The sequence below is a fragment of the Nostoc sp. genome, from assembly GCF_036917615.1.
Classification (GTDB): Bacteria; Cyanobacteriota; Cyanobacteriia; order Cyanobacteriales; family Nostocaceae; genus Nostoc.
The window spans coordinates 223,720-243,838 of the sequence record NZ_JBALCZ010000091.1 but is presented as its reverse complement, the minus strand read 5'-3'; the positions used below and the strand labels follow the sequence as shown (position 1 = coordinate 243,838).

15 protein-coding genes are annotated in these 20,119 nt (G+C 40.5%); 7 read left to right on the top strand and 8 right to left on the bottom strand.

Annotated elements, in window-relative coordinates:
• Window positions 1-18: 18 nt before the first annotated feature.
• From V7K85_RS33930 to murQ, 6 genes are all read right to left on the bottom strand, one after another.
• Entirely contained in the window at window positions 19-279 is a 261-nt protein-coding gene (locus V7K85_RS33930; RefSeq protein ID WP_334820715.1) for a four helix bundle protein, read from the bottom strand.
• A gap of 251 nt (window positions 280-530) precedes the next feature.
• Window positions 531-3,839, bottom strand: a complete 3,309-nt coding sequence (locus V7K85_RS33925; protein ID WP_334820713.1) for a GAF domain-containing protein — start codon at window positions 3,837-3,839, stop codon at window positions 531-533.
• 130 nt (window positions 3,840-3,969) lie between these two features.
• The gene (locus V7K85_RS33920; protein WP_334820711.1) at window positions 3,970-4,443 is read right to left on the bottom strand and encodes a chemotaxis protein CheW; all 474 of its coding nucleotides are present in this window, start codon (window positions 4,441-4,443) and stop codon (window positions 3,970-3,972) included.
• 89 nt (window positions 4,444-4,532) lie between these two features.
• Window positions 4,533-4,898 carry a response regulator transcription factor gene (locus V7K85_RS33915; RefSeq protein WP_334820709.1) on the bottom strand — a complete coding sequence of 122 codons (366 nt, stop codon included), beginning with the start codon at window positions 4,896-4,898 and terminating at the stop codon, window positions 4,533-4,535.
• A gap of 588 nt (window positions 4,899-5,486) precedes the next feature.
• Window positions 5,487-6,686, bottom strand: coding sequence for a response regulator (locus V7K85_RS33910; protein WP_334820707.1), 1,200 nt, complete (start codon window positions 6,684-6,686; stop codon window positions 5,487-5,489).
• Window positions 6,687-7,215: 529 nt separating this feature from the next.
• Window positions 7,216-8,142: an N-acetylmuramic acid 6-phosphate etherase gene (murQ, locus tag V7K85_RS33905; RefSeq protein WP_334820705.1), complete on the bottom strand. Its 927-nt coding sequence runs from the start codon at window positions 8,140-8,142 to the stop codon at window positions 7,216-7,218.
• 89 nt (window positions 8,143-8,231) lie between these two features.
• Here murQ and V7K85_RS33900 point away from each other — a divergent pair, with 89 nt between their 5' ends.
• Window positions 8,232-8,408 carry a hypothetical protein gene (locus V7K85_RS33900; protein ID WP_334820703.1) on the top strand — a complete coding sequence of 59 codons (177 nt, stop codon included), beginning with the start codon at window positions 8,232-8,234 and terminating at the stop codon, window positions 8,406-8,408.
• 18 nt (window positions 8,409-8,426) lie between these two features.
• On the opposite strand, the gene V7K85_RS33895 is transcribed toward V7K85_RS33900, so the two are convergent.
• Window positions 8,427-8,855 carry a DUF3110 domain-containing protein gene (locus tag V7K85_RS33895; RefSeq protein WP_334820701.1) on the bottom strand — a complete coding sequence of 143 codons (429 nt, stop codon included), beginning with the start codon at window positions 8,853-8,855 and terminating at the stop codon, window positions 8,427-8,429.
• Window positions 8,856-9,118: 263 nt separating this feature from the next.
• On the opposite strand from V7K85_RS33895, the gene V7K85_RS33890 reads away from it, so the two are divergent.
• The 5 genes from V7K85_RS33890 (at window position 9,119) to rnhC (ending at window position 17,765) form a co-directional block, all read left to right on the top strand.
• Window positions 9,119-15,064, top strand: a complete 5,946-nt coding sequence (locus tag V7K85_RS33890) for a translocation/assembly module TamB domain-containing protein (protein ID WP_334820699.1) — start codon at window positions 9,119-9,121, stop codon at window positions 15,062-15,064.
• A 224-nt stretch (window positions 15,065-15,288) separates the two neighbouring features.
• Window positions 15,289-15,606, top strand: coding sequence for a hypothetical protein (locus tag V7K85_RS33885; protein WP_334820698.1), 318 nt, complete (start codon window positions 15,289-15,291; stop codon window positions 15,604-15,606).
• A 15-nt stretch (window positions 15,607-15,621) separates the two neighbouring features.
• Window positions 15,622-16,392 (top strand): type II toxin-antitoxin system RnlA family toxin, encoded by a 771-nt coding sequence (locus tag V7K85_RS33880; RefSeq protein ID WP_334820842.1) that lies wholly within the window; start codon window positions 15,622-15,624, stop codon window positions 16,390-16,392.
• Window positions 16,393-16,410: 18 nt separating this feature from the next.
• On the top strand, window positions 16,411-16,776 hold the full coding sequence (locus tag V7K85_RS33875; protein WP_334820696.1) for a type II toxin-antitoxin system RnlB family antitoxin: 366 nt from the start codon (window positions 16,411-16,413) through the stop codon (window positions 16,774-16,776).
• A 50-nt stretch (window positions 16,777-16,826) separates the two neighbouring features.
• The gene (gene rnhC, locus V7K85_RS33870; RefSeq protein WP_334820694.1) at window positions 16,827-17,765 is read left to right on the top strand and encodes a ribonuclease HIII; all 939 of its coding nucleotides are present in this window, start codon (window positions 16,827-16,829) and stop codon (window positions 17,763-17,765) included.
• Window positions 17,766-18,033: 268 nt separating this feature from the next.
• Here rnhC and V7K85_RS33865 read toward each other — a convergent pair whose 3' ends face one another.
• On the bottom strand, window positions 18,034-18,963 hold the full coding sequence (locus tag V7K85_RS33865) for a carbohydrate ABC transporter permease (protein WP_334820692.1): 930 nt from the start codon (window positions 18,961-18,963) through the stop codon (window positions 18,034-18,036).
• Window positions 18,964-19,112: 149 nt separating this feature from the next.
• Between V7K85_RS33865 and V7K85_RS33860 the strand changes: the two genes are divergently transcribed.
• A complete protein-coding gene (locus tag V7K85_RS33860; protein ID WP_334820690.1) occupies window positions 19,113-19,775 on the top strand; it encodes a GIY-YIG nuclease family protein in 663 nt (220 codons plus the stop codon).
• Window positions 19,776-20,119 lie beyond the last annotated feature (344 nt).

The following is a 20,119-nucleotide window of genomic DNA, read 5'->3' as shown; positions in this document are numbered from 1 at the left end:
GGGAGTTAATTAACCAATTTATTTTTCAGTTGTCTTGACTATTAAACTCAAAATCCGAATGATTTCATCTGCATAGATTAGTTCATTTGTTAAATCAATATTTACTAGATTAGACTGTTGTAGTAAACGTAGCCAGTATTTAGTTAATCTAGCTTCTTTATAAACAATATACATTTTTGTCAAGAAATCCTTTCTAGTCTGACCCCCACTAGCTTCTTCGACATTTGCGCCAATACTTGTTCCACTGCGTAATAATTGCTTAGAAAGCACATATTCCATTCCCGTTGCTCTTGCAGTTTAATATATAGGTGAATAATTTCCAAAACAAATTTAAAACTATTTTGTTGAATAATACTTTCTGGAAATTAATGTTCTCCTATATTCAACTCAAAAATTAGAATTATTTAAGGTCAAAGCATTTTCAAAGTTGTGAATCAGATCGTGATTTATCTAACTAATGCTTTGACCCAATAACTCCTAATTCCTAACTCCTAACTCCTAATTCCTAACTCCTAACTGCTAACTTTTTATCAATTCACTTTAAACTTACTAGCAGTTGTTAATAATTCTTGCGCCATTCCTGATAAATCTTGGAACACAGTAGCAATTTCTTGAGATTCAGCAAAAGTTTTATTAGCAATTTCTGCTACATCTTGCATTGATTTAGTTACTGTTACAGATTGCGCCATTTGTTTTTGAGTCGCTGCGGTAATTCGCTCGATTAGCTGACTAATTTCGGCAGTTGCAGAAACGATCGCATTTAAGTTTTGGCGAGTATCACTGACAAGATTTGTACCTTCTACCACCTGCTGAATACCAGTTTCCATCGCTACTGCAACTTCTCCGGTTTCGGCTTGAATCTCCTGGACTAATTTTTCTATTTCAATAGTTGCTGCTGCTGACTGGCGAGATAAAGAACGGACTTCATCAGCTACAACTGCAAAGCCTTTGCCATATTCACCGGCACGAGTAGCTTCAATGGCTGCATTCAGAGCCAGTACGTTTGTCTGTGTGGCAAAATTACCAATCAAATTCACCACTTTAGAGATTTTTTGCGAAGATTCGCTGAGGCGTTTAATCTTTTTGCTGGTTTGAGCAACGGTTTCGCGAATTCCTTGGATTGCTTTTACAGTTAGGTTCATGGCGGTATCGCCAGACTCTACAGTTTGATTGGCTTGTTGGACTGCTAGTTGCACTAACTCAGCATTCGCTACTACAGCTTGAGTAGAGTCCACCATCTGTTGAATTTCGCCTAATGCTGCGGTAATTTCCTCAGATTGTTGTTGCGCCAGATTGGTTAGTCCCGCCAATGAAGCGTCGCTATTGCTAGAAGTTTGGGCAACTTGTTGAGCAGCTCCCTGTACCTGAATAACTATTTGCCGCAGTGCTTGCAGAGTATTATTGTAAGCATCGGCGATCGTGCCTAGCTCGTCTTCTGTAATCGGTGCGCGTACCGTTAAGTTGCCGTTGAGGGCGGGTCTAAGGGCTGTTAGAAGTTGAATAGATCGTTGTTGTAGTAACTCCTTGGCTGTCTTTTCCCGTGTTGCTGCTTCTGCTAATTTTGCTGACTGCGCTTGTACTTGTTGCAAAAATTCAGTCTGTTGTAATCCCAGTCCTAACTGATTACCAATGCGTGCTAATAAGGTGACTTCCGATTCTTCCCAATCACGAGTTCCAGAATTTTGATAAGCTGCCAGCAATCCCCACAATTGTTCCCCAGCAAATACAGGAACAATCATATAAGCTTTGACTTCAAACTGTTCTAATATCTCAATGTGGCAGGGGAAATGACCCACCTGGTAGATGTCATTTACAACAAAGTTTTCTCCTTGGACATATCGACCTCCCTGAGTTTCTTGTAAGTGGGTATCTTCCCAAACCGTTTTGATATCGGGGCCTACCAGTTTTACCCAAGTATGACCTACTGATTCTGCTACAAATTCGCCAGTCCAATTAGGGTTGAAGCGATAGACTGCGACGCGATCGCATCGCAGTAATTGCCGTACTTCTTGAGTGGTTGTTTTGAATATTTCTTCTACATCTAAAGATTGCCGGATGCGGTTACTGATCTTGGTGACAGCTTTCTCTTGTTCCGCTATCTGAGCTAGTTTATCAGATTTTGACCGAACTAATTCCAAATAATCTATCTGTGATTTAGCTAGACTAAATTGCAAGCTAGTCTGAACCAAAAAGTTTACTTCCCAGCTTTTCCACTCACGGGGACTAGAATTTTGATAAGCTGCCAGCAAACCCCACAATTTATCCCCGAAGAATATAGGAACAATCATGTAAGCTTTGGCTTCAAACTGTTCTAAAATCTCAATATGGCAGGGTGCAAGCCCTACTTGATAAATGTCATTAACAATAAAGTTTTCACCTTTGACATACCTACCTCCCTTAGTTTCTTGCAAGTAGGTATCGTCTAAAACGGTTTTAATATCAGGACCTACCAGTTTTGTCCAACCAGTAGCCACAGACTCAGCCACAAATACGCCACCCCAGTCAGGGTTAAAGCGATAGACTGCGACGCGATCGCATTGCAATGATTGACGCACTTCTTGGGTGGTTGTTTTGAAGACGCTATCTACATCTAAAGATTGTCTGATGCGGTTGACTATCTTAGTGAAAGCTTTCTCTTGTTCAACTATTTGAGCTAGTTGGTCAGATTTTGTCTGCACTTGTTCCAGATATTCCCCTTGTGAGATAGCCACACCAAATTGCAACCCAATTTGAGTCACAAAGGTTTCTTCCCAAGGTTGCCAATCACGAGGCCCAGAATTTTGATAAGCTGCCAACAAACCCCATAATTTCTCTCCAGAAAATATCGGCGCAATCATGTAAGCCTTCATTTCATACTGCTCTAAAATGTCAATGTGACATTGAGCATGACCCATTTTATAAATGTCATTGACCACAAAGCTTTCACCCTTGGCGTAACGTCCTCCTTGAGTGTCTTGTAAGTGGGTATCTTCCCAGACCATGTAAAAATCAGGGCTGACCATTTTTATCCAGCCATTACCCACTGACTCCGCGACAAACTCGCCACTCCAGTCAGGTTTGAAGCGATAGACGCCGACGCGATCGCATTTTAGTAATTGACGTACTTCTTGAGTGGTTGTTTGAAAAAGCTTATCGACATTTGATACCCGCAGAATTTTGTCGATGACTTTAGCTACCGATTTTTTTGCTAGTATCCGCTGTTGCTGTTCTTTTTGGAATTCAAAGCTCTGCAATTTGTAGGTCAGTTCTGTTGTAATTTGAGATAGTAGACTAATTTCTACCTCTTGCCACTGTCGCGTTGAGTTGCAATTATTTACTGCCAGTAAGCCCCATACTTTACCTTCTACTAAAATCGGTAAACTCAAACTAGCTTTAATTTGAAATTTTTCTAGCAGTTGCTTTTGATAGGGTGTAAGTTGTATCTGATTGATATCGTCAATAACTACAGGTTCTATATAGTCTTGATTGGTATATAAGCCAAAAATAATTCCTGGAATATTTTCACCTAAAGTCGGTGTCCAACCTAATGTTCTGGATTCTGCTAAAACATTACCTGATTCTAGAGAAGTAAACTGATAAATCAAGGCGCGATCGCAGCCAATTTTTTCTCTAATCTGCGCTACAGTGATTTTGAGTAGTGTATTAAGGTCTGGCGCTTGACGCATATGAGTTACGATGTTTTGCAACTGTCGCCGCCAAATCTTAAATTCCTGAGCGATCGCATTTAATAAAGATATTTCATTGCTAGCAAGATTCGCTATATCTGCGTTTCCATTCTGATTTCCTAATTCAGATATTAAATGTTCTTTTTCATGGCTATTGTTATACAAAAATGTCATCTAATTAACCTCCAAAATTGTGACTGTTACTAATTTTATATGTGGCAGATAAGAATGAACTGGTATTTGGTAATTAAGGATTAGGAATTGTCAAAATCCTACACCTAACTAATCAACTATTACTAAATATTCAATTATGAATCCCCCACATGGGGGCTTGGATAATAGTTATGGCATCCAGATTAAAAATCATATCCTCCGAATCATTAATAAAGTATCCCTGTAAAAAAGGTGATATTTTAGGATAAAATAATTCAGCAGTTGTCGGTTTCATTTCCTTAGTATCCAGCCATTCAATATCTATAAGCTGTCGCACTAATAGTCCCAAATACTTACCCTTATTTTCCAGAACAATCGCCATCATTCTTGAAAGTAAATTTGGTCCTTGCGAAATTGGAGGATAACCTAACATTCCCTCTAAATCTATCAACCAAAGCATCTCACCGCGCCAGTTATAAATACCCAAGACGCTACTGGGCATTTGAGGAACGCCACATATTTCTGGTAATGATACTTGGAAAACTTCTGTGATGTGTTGTAACGAAATTACGGCTGTATCACTTACTCCCAAATTAAAACTTAAAAACTTTTCCTGGGTTTCCAAAATTATTGATCCTTTGTCCTTGATGATTTATCTTTAGCCACTATTTGCAGTTATTATTTAATTTAGAATTAGTGACTTTTATGACATTATTATTTATTAATTAACAACTTCAACATTCCCACTAATTCCTCTCGATCAATCGGTTTTGATAGATAACCATCAGCGCCCAACATGTTACCCCAAATTTTATCTACATCACTATTTTTTGTAGAGCAAAAAACCACAGGTATTTCGCTAGTTTGGGGATTGCTTTTCAGTTCTCGGCAAATTTCAAAGCCACTTTTACCCGGTAAAATTACGTCGAGAAATATTAGGTCTGGCTTATTTTTATCTATTTTGTCTTGGGCCTCTTCACTACTTGTGGCGCTAATCACAGAATAACCTGCCTGTTGTAAGTAACGGCTGATTATTTCCATATCGGTTAAGCCATCTTCAACAACTAAAACAGTATTCATGGCAATTACTCGTTAAACTTTTATCAGAATGTAAACAAATTAGACATACAAATCCTAAATGATTTCTCAACTAAGACATGGAAGGGACTAGAGACTAGCCCCTAATCCCTTTCACATAACCAATATTTCATAACTCAAATAGGACTGCCATAAATACAAGTTTTTGTATTTATCTAATTTTGATTCAATCTTTATGTATCAACCTCAGAAAAAGTACGTAATAAATATAACTTAATATATATTGAACAATAAATAGTTTTTCACCTCAATAATTAAATTTTTACTGAAGTGGAAAAGTCTATAAATTATAAATTTTGGTTAGAGCTATTCCTAATAGGTTCATATTGAGGAATGAAGTTTTCAAGTTAATCGAATTATCTGATGAATAATCGTAAATTAAAATTACTAATAGACCATTTAATCAAGTAATTATTAAACTTGCAGTGTGTATTAAAGCGGAGCGGAACGCACCAAAAACACATGGTGAATGGCGGCATTTTTATTTATTTTATTTACTTGCAGTATCAACGTAGCATTGCTACACACTCTACACTTAATATTTTGTTTATAAATAGCCTCTAATTTTCTCTAATTACAAACCTCTAAATTAGATTTATTCTTGTCGATTAATACACTCGGTGCAGGTAAATATTTACGTACTATAGTCATCACCTTATCAGCCACTACAGGTTTAGTGAGAAAATCTGTAGAACCAACTACTTTGGCACGAACTCTATCTAAAAAACCATCACTGCCTGTTAATATAATTATCGGTGTGTTGGCAAAGGTAGATATTCGTCGCAACTGAGTGCAAATTTCGTAACCACTAGCAACTGGCATAATCAAATCCAAGAAAATTAGGTCTGGTTTATCTTGAATGAGGGTTGGTAGAGCTTGTACAGCATCTTGAATCTTGACAAACCTCAATCCATTGGAAGTGATAATATCCTCTAGCATTTTACATACCTGAGGACTATCATCGACGCAAGCCACTAGTGGAGCAAGCCGCTTCTTTGGTTGTGTGGTGGGAGAGTTATTGTTGACTTCAGTAACTCCTAAAGGCAAGTCAGGTACTTCCACCAATTCAATGATTCCTTTAAGAACATAGGAAAGCAACGAACGCGTGAGTGGCAGTACATTCTGCTTCATTTTCACGGCTAAATCTCGCAGAGTAAATTTGCCGTTGATTAAATTCACAAAGTTTTTGTAGACAAATGGACTTACCATCTGCTCAAGTTGCTCTGGTCGCCGCAAAACTGGTGCTAAGTCAGGAGAAAAATTTGCTAAACCAGCTTCTGACCAAATTTTCCACGAGTCTTGCATATGCTTTACAGACATTTCTGCACTCGTGAAGCTCATTGGGGTTTCTAAGATAACTTCTTGGCTGCGATTGCAACTTATAGAAGCAAAATTTCCTTGCAGAGCTAGGTCAAATAATAGTTCTGCTATCGTGTTATCAACAATAGAGTTAATCTGCTCCCGCTGGATTTTCTGTTTTTTATACAATATTTCTAGAAAGCGATAATCCCAATAATCGATTGATAAGTCTTGTAAATGCAACTGTAACTTATCAACATCAATCTGGGGACAATTTTGAGCCATATGTCTACGCCAACGTCGGAAGGGATGAGTTCCCCCTGTTGCCCAAACTATCCGTCCCAGCCGATAGTAAAAAGTCCATTGACTGCCCTTTGAACTCTTAATATTTAATCTGCCATTGTATTGCAACTGAGTACAAGTTTTAAATTCATTCACTAGGTTATTTGGAATAACTTCTTGGTGGGACATAGTTTGTTCCTTTTATTAAAAAGCCAACCCTTGAAAAACCCACACTAGCTATATAGTGGTCAGTAGATATGTCAATAAGGGAAAATACATTTGGTATATAGCAATCTAAATCAAGATTATTAAAAGCAAGCAAGATGCAAAAATAGCAAAATTATTGCTAGTAAATAAGTCATTTTGCACAGAGTTTATTATTGGTAAAGTTGACCTTTACGCTAATATTTTATTACTCCAGTAGGTTGCTATAGTCAAGAACATGATGAATTCAGTATTAATATATTATTTTAATAATTATTATAGTAAATTATATCCGTATAAGTTCTGAATTTCTGTTTAAAAAAGATTAGCAGTTTCTAGATATTTTGCTCTAGTTATTGAGATTGACAATAAATGTTAAAAATATTTATTTAAGTTTACTATTCTTAATTATTTAGTTAATGTTAGCTTTTCTAAGGAATATTATTCTTAAAAAAAGGCGTACTACTAAGACAAGTAGCAGCCATATATAGAGTATTTATTTAGGAAAATTTTTTCAAGGTTGCTTGTGGTTTTGATAGCTCAAAACAGCTGCTATGAGATTACTTTGGTGTTCTGAAAGAAGCCGATCGCCCTCTTCTTTTTCCAAACCAGTCCAGTGCATTAATAACGCTAGCTTAACCCACTTACCACTACGTTCTAGTAAAAAACCAGCAGCTTCTCGACTTAAACCTGTGAGGTCTTGCAAAATTCGCAAAGCGCGATCGCGTAACTTTTGATTTGTTACGGCCACATCCACCATCCGATTGCCATATACTTTGCCTAGCTTCACCATTACCCCAGTGGAAAGGATATTTAAAGCTAACTTCGTGGCTGTACCAGCTTTCAGGCGAGTTGAGCCAGCGATGATCTCTGGCCCTGTCAATAGGCGAATGTCAATATCAGCATCAAAGCTAACTTGTTGAGCTGGAACACAGGCGATAAAAATAGTAGTGGCTCCCCGTTGACGAGCAGCATGAAGCGCACCGTGGACAAATGGCGTTGTCCCACCAGCGGTAATACCAACTACTACATCTAGCTGGGTAATGTGTCGCCCAGCGATCGCAGCCTCACCATCTTCGATGCTGTCTTCTAAATCTTCGGAACTGCGTACTAGCGCACCAGCACCACCAGCAATAATCCCCTGTACCAACTCTGGGGGTGTACAAAAAGTAGGTGGACACTCAGCAGCATCTAACACCCCTAACCGACCACTTGTACCCGCACCAATATAAAATAGGCGTCCTCCGTGGCGCAAACGCTCTGCGGTGCTATCAATTGCTTGTGCCAACTGAATTTTCGCCGCCGCAACCGCCGCAACTGCTTTTTGGTCTTCGCTATTAAACAGCTCCACCAATTCCAGAGAACTGAGCTGGTCTAAGTTAAGACTGTTAGGATTTACCAGCTCGGTTAAAAGATGCCCACGTTCCTGCAAATTTGTCATTTGTCCTTTGTCCTTTGTCCTTTATCCTTTGTCGTACCCTACGGGAAGCCGCCCAAAGGGCGTCTATGTCATTAGTCAGTTAGCGATCAATGGCTAATGATCCTTCGGGTGAGCCAGTTGCTCATGGGGAGCCACTCCGTTGCGGGGTTGCAAGAGTTGTACTCCTACGGAGAAGCAAGCTAGCAAGAGCGTCTCCGACAGGAGAAGGAAGTGGCGTGGAAATCCCCTGTTCCCGCACTGGTGAGCCAGTGACCAATGACCAATGACTAATGACTAATGACTAATTACAACAATCCTTCAAATTTGCGACGAATCTTCTCTAGTTCAGAATCAGACAATTCTGGTTCTTCTAGTGGCTGTTGATTAATAGGGAAGGTGTCTTCAACAGTATCCTCCTTCTGGGCATCTACTTGCCAGTCGGTTTTTTCGACGTTAAGTTCTGGGGGAGTTACAACTAAATTGCTGTTTTCTGGGATGATTTCCCATTCATATCCAGCAGTTTCGCAAAATTCCTTGATTTCCTCAGCATCGATCGGCTCTGGTGTAGGTGAGGGGAAATCCTGAGCTTCCAACATCAGGGCAAAGCGCGTGGCGTCGTCTTCTGACTCGAACATCAGAATTTTATTGCGATCGCCCTCCCGAATCGTGTGAATCCCCTCATTTTCCGTTCGTGCATTAAAAATTAACACAAAAACACGCATTGGTGTAATCATCTGTCTTTTTTAAGGTCTATTCATATTAAAGTTCTAGGTTGTGCCTCACGGAAAGTCACAGGAACAATTTTCACTCTATTGAACTCAGATTTTCCTGAAAACGCCAATATTCTTAAGCATAAGTATTGGATCAAGTAAATACCGTAACTCAATCAATAAGGTCTTGGATTTAGTTGGCGTATCCTGGAAATGGCATACTGAATCAATGTGCCAGTTAATGCTTGTGTGCCAGGGATATCCGGCAATTAATACAGTGAAAGCAAATGACTAAATCTCCCAATCAAGATATTCACTCCCCTTACACTATCCGCAAGCGTCTGTGGTTGCTGGTGTTGAGTCGGGGTAGCATTGCCTTGGGCGGACTTTTACTGTTAGGAATTGTTGTCGGTATTTGGCGGTTGTGGACTTTTGTCCAAACAGAGTTAACACCCTTGGCACAACAAAGTCTCACGACTACACTCAACCGTCCGGTAAAACTGGGAAGAGTCACGCAATTTTCGTTGACGGGAGTGCAATTTGGAACTTCAACTATCCCAGCCACACCCACAGATCCAGATCGGGCCACAGTCGAAGCTGTGGAGGTGGGTTTTGACCTGTTACAACTAATCTTTAACCGCCACTTAAAGCTAGATGTCACCTTAGTCAACCCGGATATTTACATTGAACAGGATGACCAAGGACGCTGGGTTTCCACTAATATAGCCTCGCCAAGTGAAGGCGGCGCAATTAAAACCGATTTGGACAACCTGCGATTTCGCAATGCCAAGTTGGCGTTGATGCCGCAGAAGAGAGCAGGGGGGGCAGGGGGGGCAGGGGGAGCAATATCTTTATCATCTCCTGTAACATTTTCTCAACTCAACGGTTCTGCCCAACTTTTAGCAAACAATCAGTTGATTAGGTTTGATGTCGGGGGTCAAGCAGACAGTGGTGGCAGTATTTCCATTCAGGGAGAGACGCGTTCCAAGATGCTAGCAGGCAACTTCCAGTTGCGAGGACAAGACTTTCTGGTTGCGGATATTACTCGGTTGATCAAGCTACCAGTGAACTTACAGGCGGGTCGAGCCAATGGCGACTTGTTAGTTCGGTTAATACCAGGACAGCAGACTTTATTGTTTGGCAGCGCTGCTGTACAAGGGGTAACAGTTCAAGTGCCCAAAGTCCCGCAACTGTTGAGCAATACCAAAGGAAACCTCCACTTCCAAGGAACGGAATTGCAGTTAGAGAATGTTACTACCAACTACGGCAAAATTCCCCTAGTGGCTACGGGAATCATCGACACTAAAGCAGGCTTTAAGTTGGCGGGACGTGTAAATGCGGTGAGTTTGGCTAATGCCCAAGAGACTCTCAAGGTAAAACTACCTGTGCCGATCGCTGGACAAGTACAAGCAGACTTGCAGATTACCGGATCAACAAAAGAGCCAATTCTCTCAGGCACAGTTGCCACAATCCAAACTGCTCGGATTGACAAAGTTGATTTTAATAATATCAGTAGTAAGTTTGAGCTTGCTACTAGTTCCTCTTTAATTACCCTAAAAGATATTCAAGGGTTCGCCAAAGTCGGTGGTGAAATCACGGGCGCTGGCACAATTCAACTCGGTAAAACCCCGCGACTGGATTTAAATTTCGCCGCTAAGAATGTTCCAGGGGATGCGATCGCAAAAGTTTACCAAACAACACCCACTTTCCAAATAGGTAATGTCTCAGCTACAGCCCAACTAATAGGCCCTCCTACCAATGTCCAAACTGTGGTAAGATTTCAAGCTCCTAACGGAACTTACCCCGGAACTGGGGAAGTTGCAATCGCTCCAAATCGCACCGTCTCCTTCCGTAATGTGGCTCTCAATGTGAGTGGTGGTACAGTACGGGCAACTGGCAGTTACGCCAATCAGCGTTGGCAAGCTGTGGCTGTTGCCTCTGGGGTGAAGTTGGAACCCTTTGTAGACAAAAGTCAACTGCAAAATGTCTCTTTGGCGGGGGTACAGTTTAATGGTCGTCTCATCCTCTCAGGCAGTACAGCACCATTTGAAATTGCCACGATTCGCACTGATGGTGCAGGAGTTCAAATTGGTGGCGGCACAGTTACAGTTTCTAATGTCCAACTGCAAGACCAAGGCTTCTCTGCTCAACTTGTAGCTAATGGTGTGCGGTTGGGACAAATATTGAAACAGTCTCCCCCAGCTTTAAATAATCCATTGGCGGGTACGTTTCAAATCGCAGGCAACAGAGATAATTTCAGCCTGAAAACCCTACGTGGCAGTGGTGAGGGTCGCCTTGCTATTGGCGGAGGAACGGTTACAGCCTCTAATATCCAAGTGGCTAATGGTGTGTATCAGGCGCAAGTTCAGGCTAAGAATGTTCCTGTGCAGCAGTTGGCAGCAGTACCAAAGCAGTTCCAGGGAGCATTAACTGGTCAGTTCAACGTGGCGGGTTCTGTTGATTCTTTTAAACCACAAACTATTCAAGCCAGCGGTCAGGCACGGGTAAATGTTGCGGGTGGGACTATTACAGCCTCTAATATCCAATTGGCTAATGGTGTATATCAGGCGCAAGTTCAGGCAAATAATGTACCGTTGCAGCAGTTAGCAGCAGTACCAAAGCAGTTCCAGGGAGCATTAACTGGTCAAGTAAACGTAGCGGGTTCTATTGATTCTTTTAAACCGCAAACTATTCAAGCCAGTGGTCAGGCGCGGGTAAATGTTGGAGGTGGAACTATTACAGCCTCTAATATCCAAGTGGCTAATGGTGTATATCAGGCGCAAGTTCAGGCAAATAATGTACCGTTGCAGCAGTTGATAGTAGTACCAAAGCAGTTCCAAGGGACATTAACTGGTCAAGCAAACGTGGCGGGTTCTGTTGAGTCCTTCCAACCGCAAACTATCCAAGCCAGTGGTCAGGGACGGGTGGATGTTGCGGGTGGGACTATTACAGCCTCTAATATCCAATTGGCTAATGGTCGCTATCAAGCTCTAGTTAATGCTTCCGGTGTAGAATTAAATCGCTTAAATCAGCAATTGCGAGGTCAGTTTGGCGGTCAATTGCAATTAGCTGGCACGCTAGGATCATCCAAATTAGCTGATGTGCGTGCCGCTGGACAGGTGCAATTATCCCAAGGTATCCCTGGTCTTGAGCGACCTCTGACGGCTGCGATCGCTTGGAGTGGTGAAAGGCTTACCATTGAGCGAGCAACTGCTCCCGGTTTAAGTGTTACTGGTAACATATTAGCCAATGCGAAACAGGCACGTATACCGGAAATTACTGCCCTAAATCTCAACGTCCAAGCCCAGAATTACAACTTAAAACAGTTACCGATCAATCTTCCTAATCAGGTTGCTGTGGCGGGGAGAGTAGATTTTAATGGTCAAATCACTGGTAAGCTGCCCTTGCCAAATGTGGTAGGGCAAATTAATTTACGAGACTTGGTTGTTCAAGATATTGCTTTTGAGCCGTTGTTAACTGGAAACATCGATTCAGCACAGGGACGCGGTTTAAATTTGAACTTGGCGGGAAATAGCGTAGACGCGAAGCGGCTTCTCGTCAGAGATCGCCTAGCCTTGAATTTAGATGCCAATAATCGCCCTAAATCTTTCTTAGTCAAATGGCAGCAAGCATCAGCCACAGGTAACGTTCAAGGGAATGATTGGGCACTCAAACTTGCAAATTTCCCCTTACAAATATTGAATTTGACTCCGCCACCAATTACTCGCCTGGGTGCTGGTAAGATAGCTGGGTTGTTAACTGGGGATTTGCTGTTTAATCAGCAGAGATTAGCAGCAACGGGAAATTTAGCGATCGCCAATCCGCAAATTGGCCGAGTTAAAGGCGATCGTTTAGCGGCTGAATTCCGCTACGGTAACGGTAAAGCCACACTTGCCAGTAGTGAATTTGTCAAAGGCAAAAGTAGCTACGCCCTTGTCGGCATTTTTGCCCAAACTCCTAAAGGCCCTCAACTACAAGGTAAACTGAACGTCAACCAGGGAGAGATTCAAGATGTTCTAGCTGTAGCACAGGTATTTGATTTACAAAGTTTGCAAGGTGGTTCAGCACCAATCTACGGCACAGCAGCGGATCTGACCACCAACCCCCAAGGAGCGCAAAATCAACCCTTATTAACCCAAATCCAACGGTTTTCAGAAATTGAAGCTTTGATAGCAGAGCAAGAAGAACAGCGACTTAATTCCACTCCCATACCAGATTTGGCAGACTTAAAGGGGACTTTCAATGGGGAAGTGGCTGTAAATACAGCTACAGCCAATGGATTGTCAGTAGATTTTAATTTGAATGGACAAAACTTTGCCTGGGGTAAAAAGGAAGAACGAAATCGTTTTTATACTGCCGAAAAAGTGATTGCCGAAGGCAACTTTGAAAACGGTGTTTTGAGTTTGCGACCTTTACGGCTTGAATCTCAAAACAGGCTGATAGCCTTTACGGGTAACATTGGCGGTGATGAACAATCTGGTCAGTTGCGGGTGAATAATTTTCCGGTACAATTACTGAATAATGTTGTCAAACTGCCAGTTGGAATCACAGGTAATCTTAACGCTACAGCAGCTTTAGCAGGCACTATTGCTAATCCTCAAACTAGAGGGGAATTGCAAATCACAGAAGGAAAGCTGAATCAGAAAGCAATAGAGTCAGCGATCGCAAGTTTCAGCTATGCCAACGGACGCTTAAACTTTAGTAGTACTGTAGCAGTTGCAGGCCCAAAACCTGTTGATATTACTGGCAGCATTCCTTATAAATTGCCTTTTGCTTCCGTGGCACCAGACAACGAGCAAATCAGTCTTGATTTGAAGTTGGAAAATGAGGGATTGGCACTGTTAAACGCATTGACTAATCAAGCGGTATTTGAGAAAGGTGAAGGAGAAGTAGACCTCAAGGTACGCGGAACACTCCAAAAACCCGAAGTAGATGGAATTGCTACTGTCAATAATGCTACTTTTGCAGCCCAGGCTTTGCCAGATAAGCTCACAGGTGTAACAGGTAGAGTGCTGTTTAATTTTGACAGCATCTTAGTAGAAAATCTTCAGGGTAAATTTAGTAGTGGGAAGGTAGAAGCTGCTGGAGAAATTCCCATTTTCAACAATCAGAACGTGACTATCAACAATCCCCTGACGGTTAGTCTCGATCAGCTAACGTTGACTCTCAAGGGACTTTATCAGGGACGTGCTAGCGGCAATTTGCAGATTACTGGTTCTGCCCTTAACCCACTAATTGGCGGTAAAGTAAATTTATTTGATGGTCAGGTATTGCTGGCAGAATCGACCAACGCCACTTCATCTACAAATAGTGACTTTGGCGTATCACCCCCAAAAGCCAATAAGCAGAGCAAACCTGAAATTGGGAATGGGATGGGAAATGCATTGGGGGCAGCCTTGCCGTTAGGCATCGCCACATTTAATAATCTAGATTTGGAACTAGGCAAAAACGTCCAAATTACCCGTCCCCCTATTCTCAGCTTCCGCGCAACTGGTAATCTCATAGTTAACGGCTCAATCAATCAGCCAATACCCGATGGCACTATCCGGTTAGAACAAGGTGGGGTGAATTTATTTACTACCCAATTTAACCTTGCTCGTGGCTATACACACACCGCAACTTTTAGTCCCTCTCAACCCCGCGATCCTGAGTTAGATATTCGGCTATTTGCCAAGGTACTGGACGTAACTCAAAGTAATGACTTCAGCCGGATAAATACCACAGGTTTATCAGCTTTAGAGAGTGTTCGAGTCGAAGCCACTATCAACGGTCTCGCCAGCAAACTAAATGAAAATATAGAACTAACAAGCAGTCCGTCACGTAGTCAAACCGAAATTGTTGCTCTTTTAGGAGGTGGGTTTGTAGACACCCAAGGACGTGCTGACAGTACTTTGGGTCTGATTAACATCGCAGGTTCAGCTGTGTTCAACAATTTTCAGTCAGCTTTTAACCAGATTGGGAGTACCTTTGGCTTAAGTGAACTGCGGATATTTCCCACCGTTATTTCTGAGAATCCGGAAGCGGGAAGAAGCAATTCAACATTGGAATTAGCAGCCGAGGCTGGGGTTGATATTTCCTCCAAAATATCCGTTTCCAGCATCAAAATTTTGACAACAAATGACCCCTTCCAATGGGGTATTAATTACCGGATAAATAACGAATTTCGTGTGCGTGCTTCCACTAATTTAACCGATGATAGTCGTGCAGTAGTGGAGTATCAAACACGATTTTAAATAAAAAAGAATTGAGGCAAGTCCACTAGAGTTGTGATTTTCGCTATTTAATCAAAGAAAGCTTAAGCTAACAACATCAGAAAATAGTACAATTGAACTATAAGTAGGGTAATTAGCACATAATACTTTCTTACTAATTATGAATTGCTAGACTAGGATATTAGTTTTATCCTGTTAAAGCATATATTCTAGTTTTAAGTGCATCCTTAATTTGGAGGTAGCCTGTGCCATCTGATTTCAAAGAACTCAACTTAGACCAAACTCGTCTTGCGGAGTGTGTAGAGGAATTTTGGAAAATTAATAACTGTCAAGCGTGTACATATTCTAAGGAGACTACCACTCGTCATCGAGTAAAGTATAGTGTGGATGACTGCAACGTTATGGTTGAATTCTTGTTTATTCAGAACGGAACTACAACTATTCATACAAAAATTGGCAAATATGCTGATAAAGGCGAACAGTTAGCGCTTTATATTAAAGATAAATTAGTTGGAGATCCTAGAAAATCAATTGCAGTAAGTATAAAAAATATAAATCAATAAGCATTTGATTTACTTATTGAATTTCTTAAAGAACTTAAAAATGAAGATTCAGATGTAACAGAAATCTTTGTCTCAACAATTTCAGAAGATTTAACCAAGAAAACTATAAAAGCAATTAGTAAATATAATGATTCTCTGACATTAACTTACTATAAAATAACTAATAAATTATTAATTCAAGGTAAACCACTCTATGGTTATTATCAGATAAGTTATTTTCTTGCACAGTTTACTGATCTCAATGGTTTTCTAGAGATTGTTTATAAGGGGGAAGAAGCTCCCAACACTATAAATGTAGATGAAAATTTTATCGAAAAACAACTAAAAACTTTACTACCAAATGCTTACTCTAATTTAGGTGAGGGAATACTTAAAATGCTTCGGACAAGCTACACTCTCAAAGATATTTCAATTCCTTTGCCAGATTATAGTTGCTACGTTTTTCCTGCTTTGCGGGCGCTTGAAGGTACTATGAGAAGATTGCTTTTTAGCGAAGTAGGATATTCTATTGAAGTAGATAATGAAAATTATTTTAGAGGTATATTTTATAGAGATTCTATTGGCAGTTTTGTAGTTACTAATAACTTTAAGCAAGAAATTGGAAATAGTAAAATTTGTGACTCTTTAGAAGTTTGTTACAACTATTTTATACAACAAAGACATACATTGTTTCACGCTAATGATTTTACTGACACCAGTGCATTTATTGAGACAAAAGAAAAAGCTAACCAAATTATTGAAAAAGTAGTTAAAATAATAGACCAAGCGTACAAAATAGCTAACTGATTGGGAAGCTAATTAATTATGAATATTAAGGAGCTATATCACATTGAAAGGATTTCAGAAAATGTTGTCATTATTTTTTGTACAACATACATAAATCCTATTTCTTACTTGCCAATTATTGAGCAGGAATTAAGCAAGATAAATTTTAACGGAAAAATTATCTTCGACTTATTGCTCTCTAATGGATATAGCTCAAATCGATTTGTTAAAGCAGATGTATATGAATTTAAAGTGAACAGGCGCTCAATGAGTGTAGTTGATTCTTCTAGTTTGGATGACTTACTCATTACAAAAATCCATGAATTCTATAAATCTCATCCCTACCTAGTAGAAAGAAATCATATTTTATTTGATGAAGAAAAGTATCATTTGATTCACACTTAAATAAGTGTTTACAAAGTCGATATGAACAAAATAAATTCTTGGAGGTTTTCATGAGTGAGATTAAAAAAGCTATTCAAATTTATGAAGACTTCCGTAAATTAATTTCAATTAATGAATTTAAAGTTTCTGAGTATAAAGAAATAAATTATGGGTTACAATTTTCAATTCAAAAATTAGGTTGGTCTGGGATTGTCAGAGTTTACCAAAATAAGCAAGAAAAGGTAAAAGTTGACTTTTCTCAATTAGATGAAAGTGAATATTCTCGCTTTATAAAAAGTTTATCAGAAGGTAACAGCGATCCTAGTTCTAAAGAGGTAAGCTCGACTATTCCTAATGATTTAACATTACCTATTATTGGAAGTGACGAGTCTGGGAAGGGTGATTATTTCGGGTCTTTAGTTATTGCTTGCATATATATAGACGAAAAAATTTTAAGTCAACTCACACTCCTTAACGTGAGGGATAGTAAGCTTTTAAGTGATACTAAAATTTTGGAGATTGCTAAAGATATCCGAAAAATTTGCCAGGATAAGTTTGTCATTGTAGAAATATCCGCTGAAAGATATAACCAGATATATGCCAAACTCGAAAATGAGAAAAAATCACTTAATGACTTACTTGCTTGGGCACATGCTAAAGCGATAGAAGAACTTTTATCTAAAGTGCAATGCCGAATAGCAATTATTGATCAATTTGCTGATGAAAAACTTTTACTTGAAAAATTACAAGAACAAGGTAAGAAATTGAATATTATTCAAGCTTACCGGGCTGAAAGCCATATTGCTGTTGCAGCAGCTTCAATCTTAGCAAGAGATCGATTTATTAATAAGCTAAACAATTTAGGAAACCAGTACAATACAAAGCTACCAAAAGGTTCTTCTAGCGCAGTAGTTACCGTAGCAAGACAGCTAGTTGAAAAAAATGGTAGAGAAATTTTGGAGAAGGTTGTAAAACTTCATTTCAAGACTACGAAAGAAGTACTAGGTTAGTTCTTTCTTGTTTAATTAATAAAATAGCTATTTCCATGAGTGTTGATTTTAAGCATCTGTAAAGCAAACTGTATTAACATAAATAAAGGTTTGTAGTGTACTCCTTTGGGGAAGCAAGCTACGCGTAGCGTCTCGTAGAGAGGACTTTAGCCCTCAAATGAGGGCTGTTCGCGAAGCGTTCCCATAGGGTAGCCCTTACTACAAACTAATCTCAATATTTTTTACATTACTTAACTTACTTTGATTTATTCTTGCCTAGTTACTAATATCAGATTGTGATATTATCGTCCCCCTGCTGATTAATAACTAATCGCAAAATTGATAACCCCAAAATTATCAAAAATAGCACTAGCCCAATCGTGCAAGCATAGCTAATTTCCAAATTGTTAAAGGCTTGCTCATATAGATAATAAACAATCGTTTTCGAGCTACTAAGTGGCCCCCCTTGGGTCATAATGTATACTTCTTCAAACACTTTGGTGGCAGAAATAGCCGAAATCACCGCCACTAGTGCTAGATACGGCTTCATCAAGGGTATGGTAATATCCCAATGTTTGCTAATACCATCACAGCCATCGATCGCAGCGGCTTCGTACACATCAGCAGGAATCGATTGCAACCCCGCTAAATAAATCACCATGTAGTAGCCTAGTCCCTTCCACACGGTTACAGCCATGACGCTGGCAAGAGAAATTGGTACAATGCCAAAAATTTTGGCTGGGCTAGTTAGCCAAGGAATACCTTCTGGGAAAAGACCCAAAGCTTTCAGGAACTGATTCAGTAATCCGTTTTCTGCATACAGCCATTTCCAAGCTATTCCTGCAACCACCATTGAAATTACCACTGGGGTGTAATATGCAGATCTAAACCAATTCATCCCCCGTAATTTTTGATTTACCAAAATTGCCAGCACTAAGGGAGCAATTACTAAAATTGGTACTACACCTACAAGATATAGAAAAGTGTTTTCCAAGGTTTTCCAAAAAACTGCATCTTTCCAAAGCTTGAGGAAGTTGGCGAAACCTATCCATTGTGGCGGCTGGGCAATATCTTCATAGCTGGTAAAGCTGAGGTAAAACGCTTGCAGTGTAGGCCAAAAGACAGTTAACCCCAAAAGAAATAAGGCGGGTAGTAAAAATAAATAAGGGGTCAGCCGCTGTTTGATGAATATCCAATTTTTAGGCATCAATTGATTCATATAAGGTCTAATAGTTGTTTTCGCTTTGTCAGAACAAGAATTTGGGGATGTGAGTAGATTTAAGCTTCAATATTTTAAGGGCATATATTTGCGTAGCGCTTCGCGCTTGCCGTTGGCATCGCTAATTAATAACTCGGAGATAAACTGCAATGGAAACTCAGCACAACTCGCCAATTGAACATCAAAATGTCCCGATAAACCACCGTGGACTGCATGATTTTTTGTATAGTTCTGACGACGAACACGCCGCCACTGAGGTGAGTATAACTCCTGAACTGGCAAACAATGGTACTGAAATCATTGACCTTGACGCTTGGAGTGCGGCTGCTCAGAACATGAAAATTGCAGGTGTTTACGCAGTATTAGATGCAGAACGCTGCACACAATACATTGGCTATTCTCGGAATGTGTTGCTTTCCCTAAACGGCCATCTTCGCCAAAATGGTGAGCAAAAGTGTGCTTTTGTACGTGTGCAAGCGTTCAAGTTCCCCAAGCGTCAAGAAATGGAAGATTTGCAAGATGCGTGGATAGCAGAACTCGAAAGCATACCACCTGGTAATGCTTCGGAAGGCGAAATGTGGGCTAGCACGATAGGCGAAGCTGTGAAGACGGTAATGTCAGAGGTTGAACGTCAAGCCTACGAGGAGAAAAAGCTAAAACTGCGGAAAGCAATGGCTGACACAACCCTCTCTAAAGAGTCAGAAACAATAGATGCGAGTCAAGCCGAACGTCAGCATCAACTTGAAACTGCTGTGAAAAACGATGACTGGAGTGTAATTATCGATGCACAGACACAGGAAACTAAGTCTTAGGTGTCAATTAAATTAGTTGTATATTTTTAGGACTTACACACAAGGAACGGAAAATCGAACCGTATTGGGACGCTTCTAAGCCAGTGCGTTGCGGGGGTTTCCCACAGCAGTCGCTCATGGGGGGAACCCCCTGTTCCCGCGCTGCCTCAGAGTTGTAGCAACTGGCGCGACACACAAGAGTTGTCGGAGCGGAAAATGTGGTCTTCTCCCAAGGGGAGACGCCAAGGGCGATAGCGCAGCGCTCCTTCTCTACGAGACGCTCCGCGAACGAGTCCGCGAGCGTCTGGGGTCTCCCCAAGAGGAGCAATTTTCCAAGAGAGCGGCGGCTGACGCCGTTAGCGTCA

Excerpts from the sequence above, each read along its gene's own strand:
- V7K85_RS33860 (WP_334820690.1), top strand. The coding sequence starts at position 19,113 with ATGGAAACTCAGCACAACTCGCCAATTGAACATCAAAATGTCCCGATA.
- rnhC (WP_334820694.1), top strand. The coding sequence starts at position 16,827 with ATGAGTGAGATTAAAAAAGCTATTCAAATTTATGAAGACTTCCGTAAA.
- V7K85_RS33890 (WP_334820699.1), top strand. The coding sequence starts at position 9,119 with ATGACTAAATCTCCCAATCAAGATATTCACTCCCCTTACACTATCCGC.
- V7K85_RS33875 (WP_334820696.1), top strand. The coding sequence starts at position 16,411 with ATGAATATTAAGGAGCTATATCACATTGAAAGGATTTCAGAAAATGTT.
- V7K85_RS33930 (WP_334820715.1), bottom strand. The coding sequence starts at position 279 with ATGGAATATGTGCTTTCTAAGCAATTATTACGCAGTGGAACAAGTATT.
- V7K85_RS33915 (WP_334820709.1), bottom strand. The coding sequence starts at position 4,898 with ATGAATACTGTTTTAGTTGTTGAAGATGGCTTAACCGATATGGAAATA.
- V7K85_RS33865 (WP_334820692.1), bottom strand. The coding sequence starts at position 18,963 with ATGAATCAATTGATGCCTAAAAATTGGATATTCATCAAACAGCGGCTG.
- V7K85_RS33910 (WP_334820707.1), bottom strand. The coding sequence starts at position 6,686 with ATGTCCCACCAAGAAGTTATTCCAAATAACCTAGTGAATGAATTTAAA.
- V7K85_RS33895 (WP_334820701.1), bottom strand. The coding sequence starts at position 8,855 with ATGATTACACCAATGCGTGTTTTTGTGTTAATTTTTAATGCACGAACG.
- V7K85_RS33900 (WP_334820703.1), top strand. The coding sequence starts at position 8,232 with ATGGCTAATGATCCTTCGGGTGAGCCAGTTGCTCATGGGGAGCCACTC.
- murQ (WP_334820705.1), bottom strand. The coding sequence starts at position 8,142 with ATGACAAATTTGCAGGAACGTGGGCATCTTTTAACCGAGCTGGTAAAT.
- V7K85_RS33925 (WP_334820713.1), bottom strand. The coding sequence starts at position 3,839 with ATGACATTTTTGTATAACAATAGCCATGAAAAAGAACATTTAATATCT.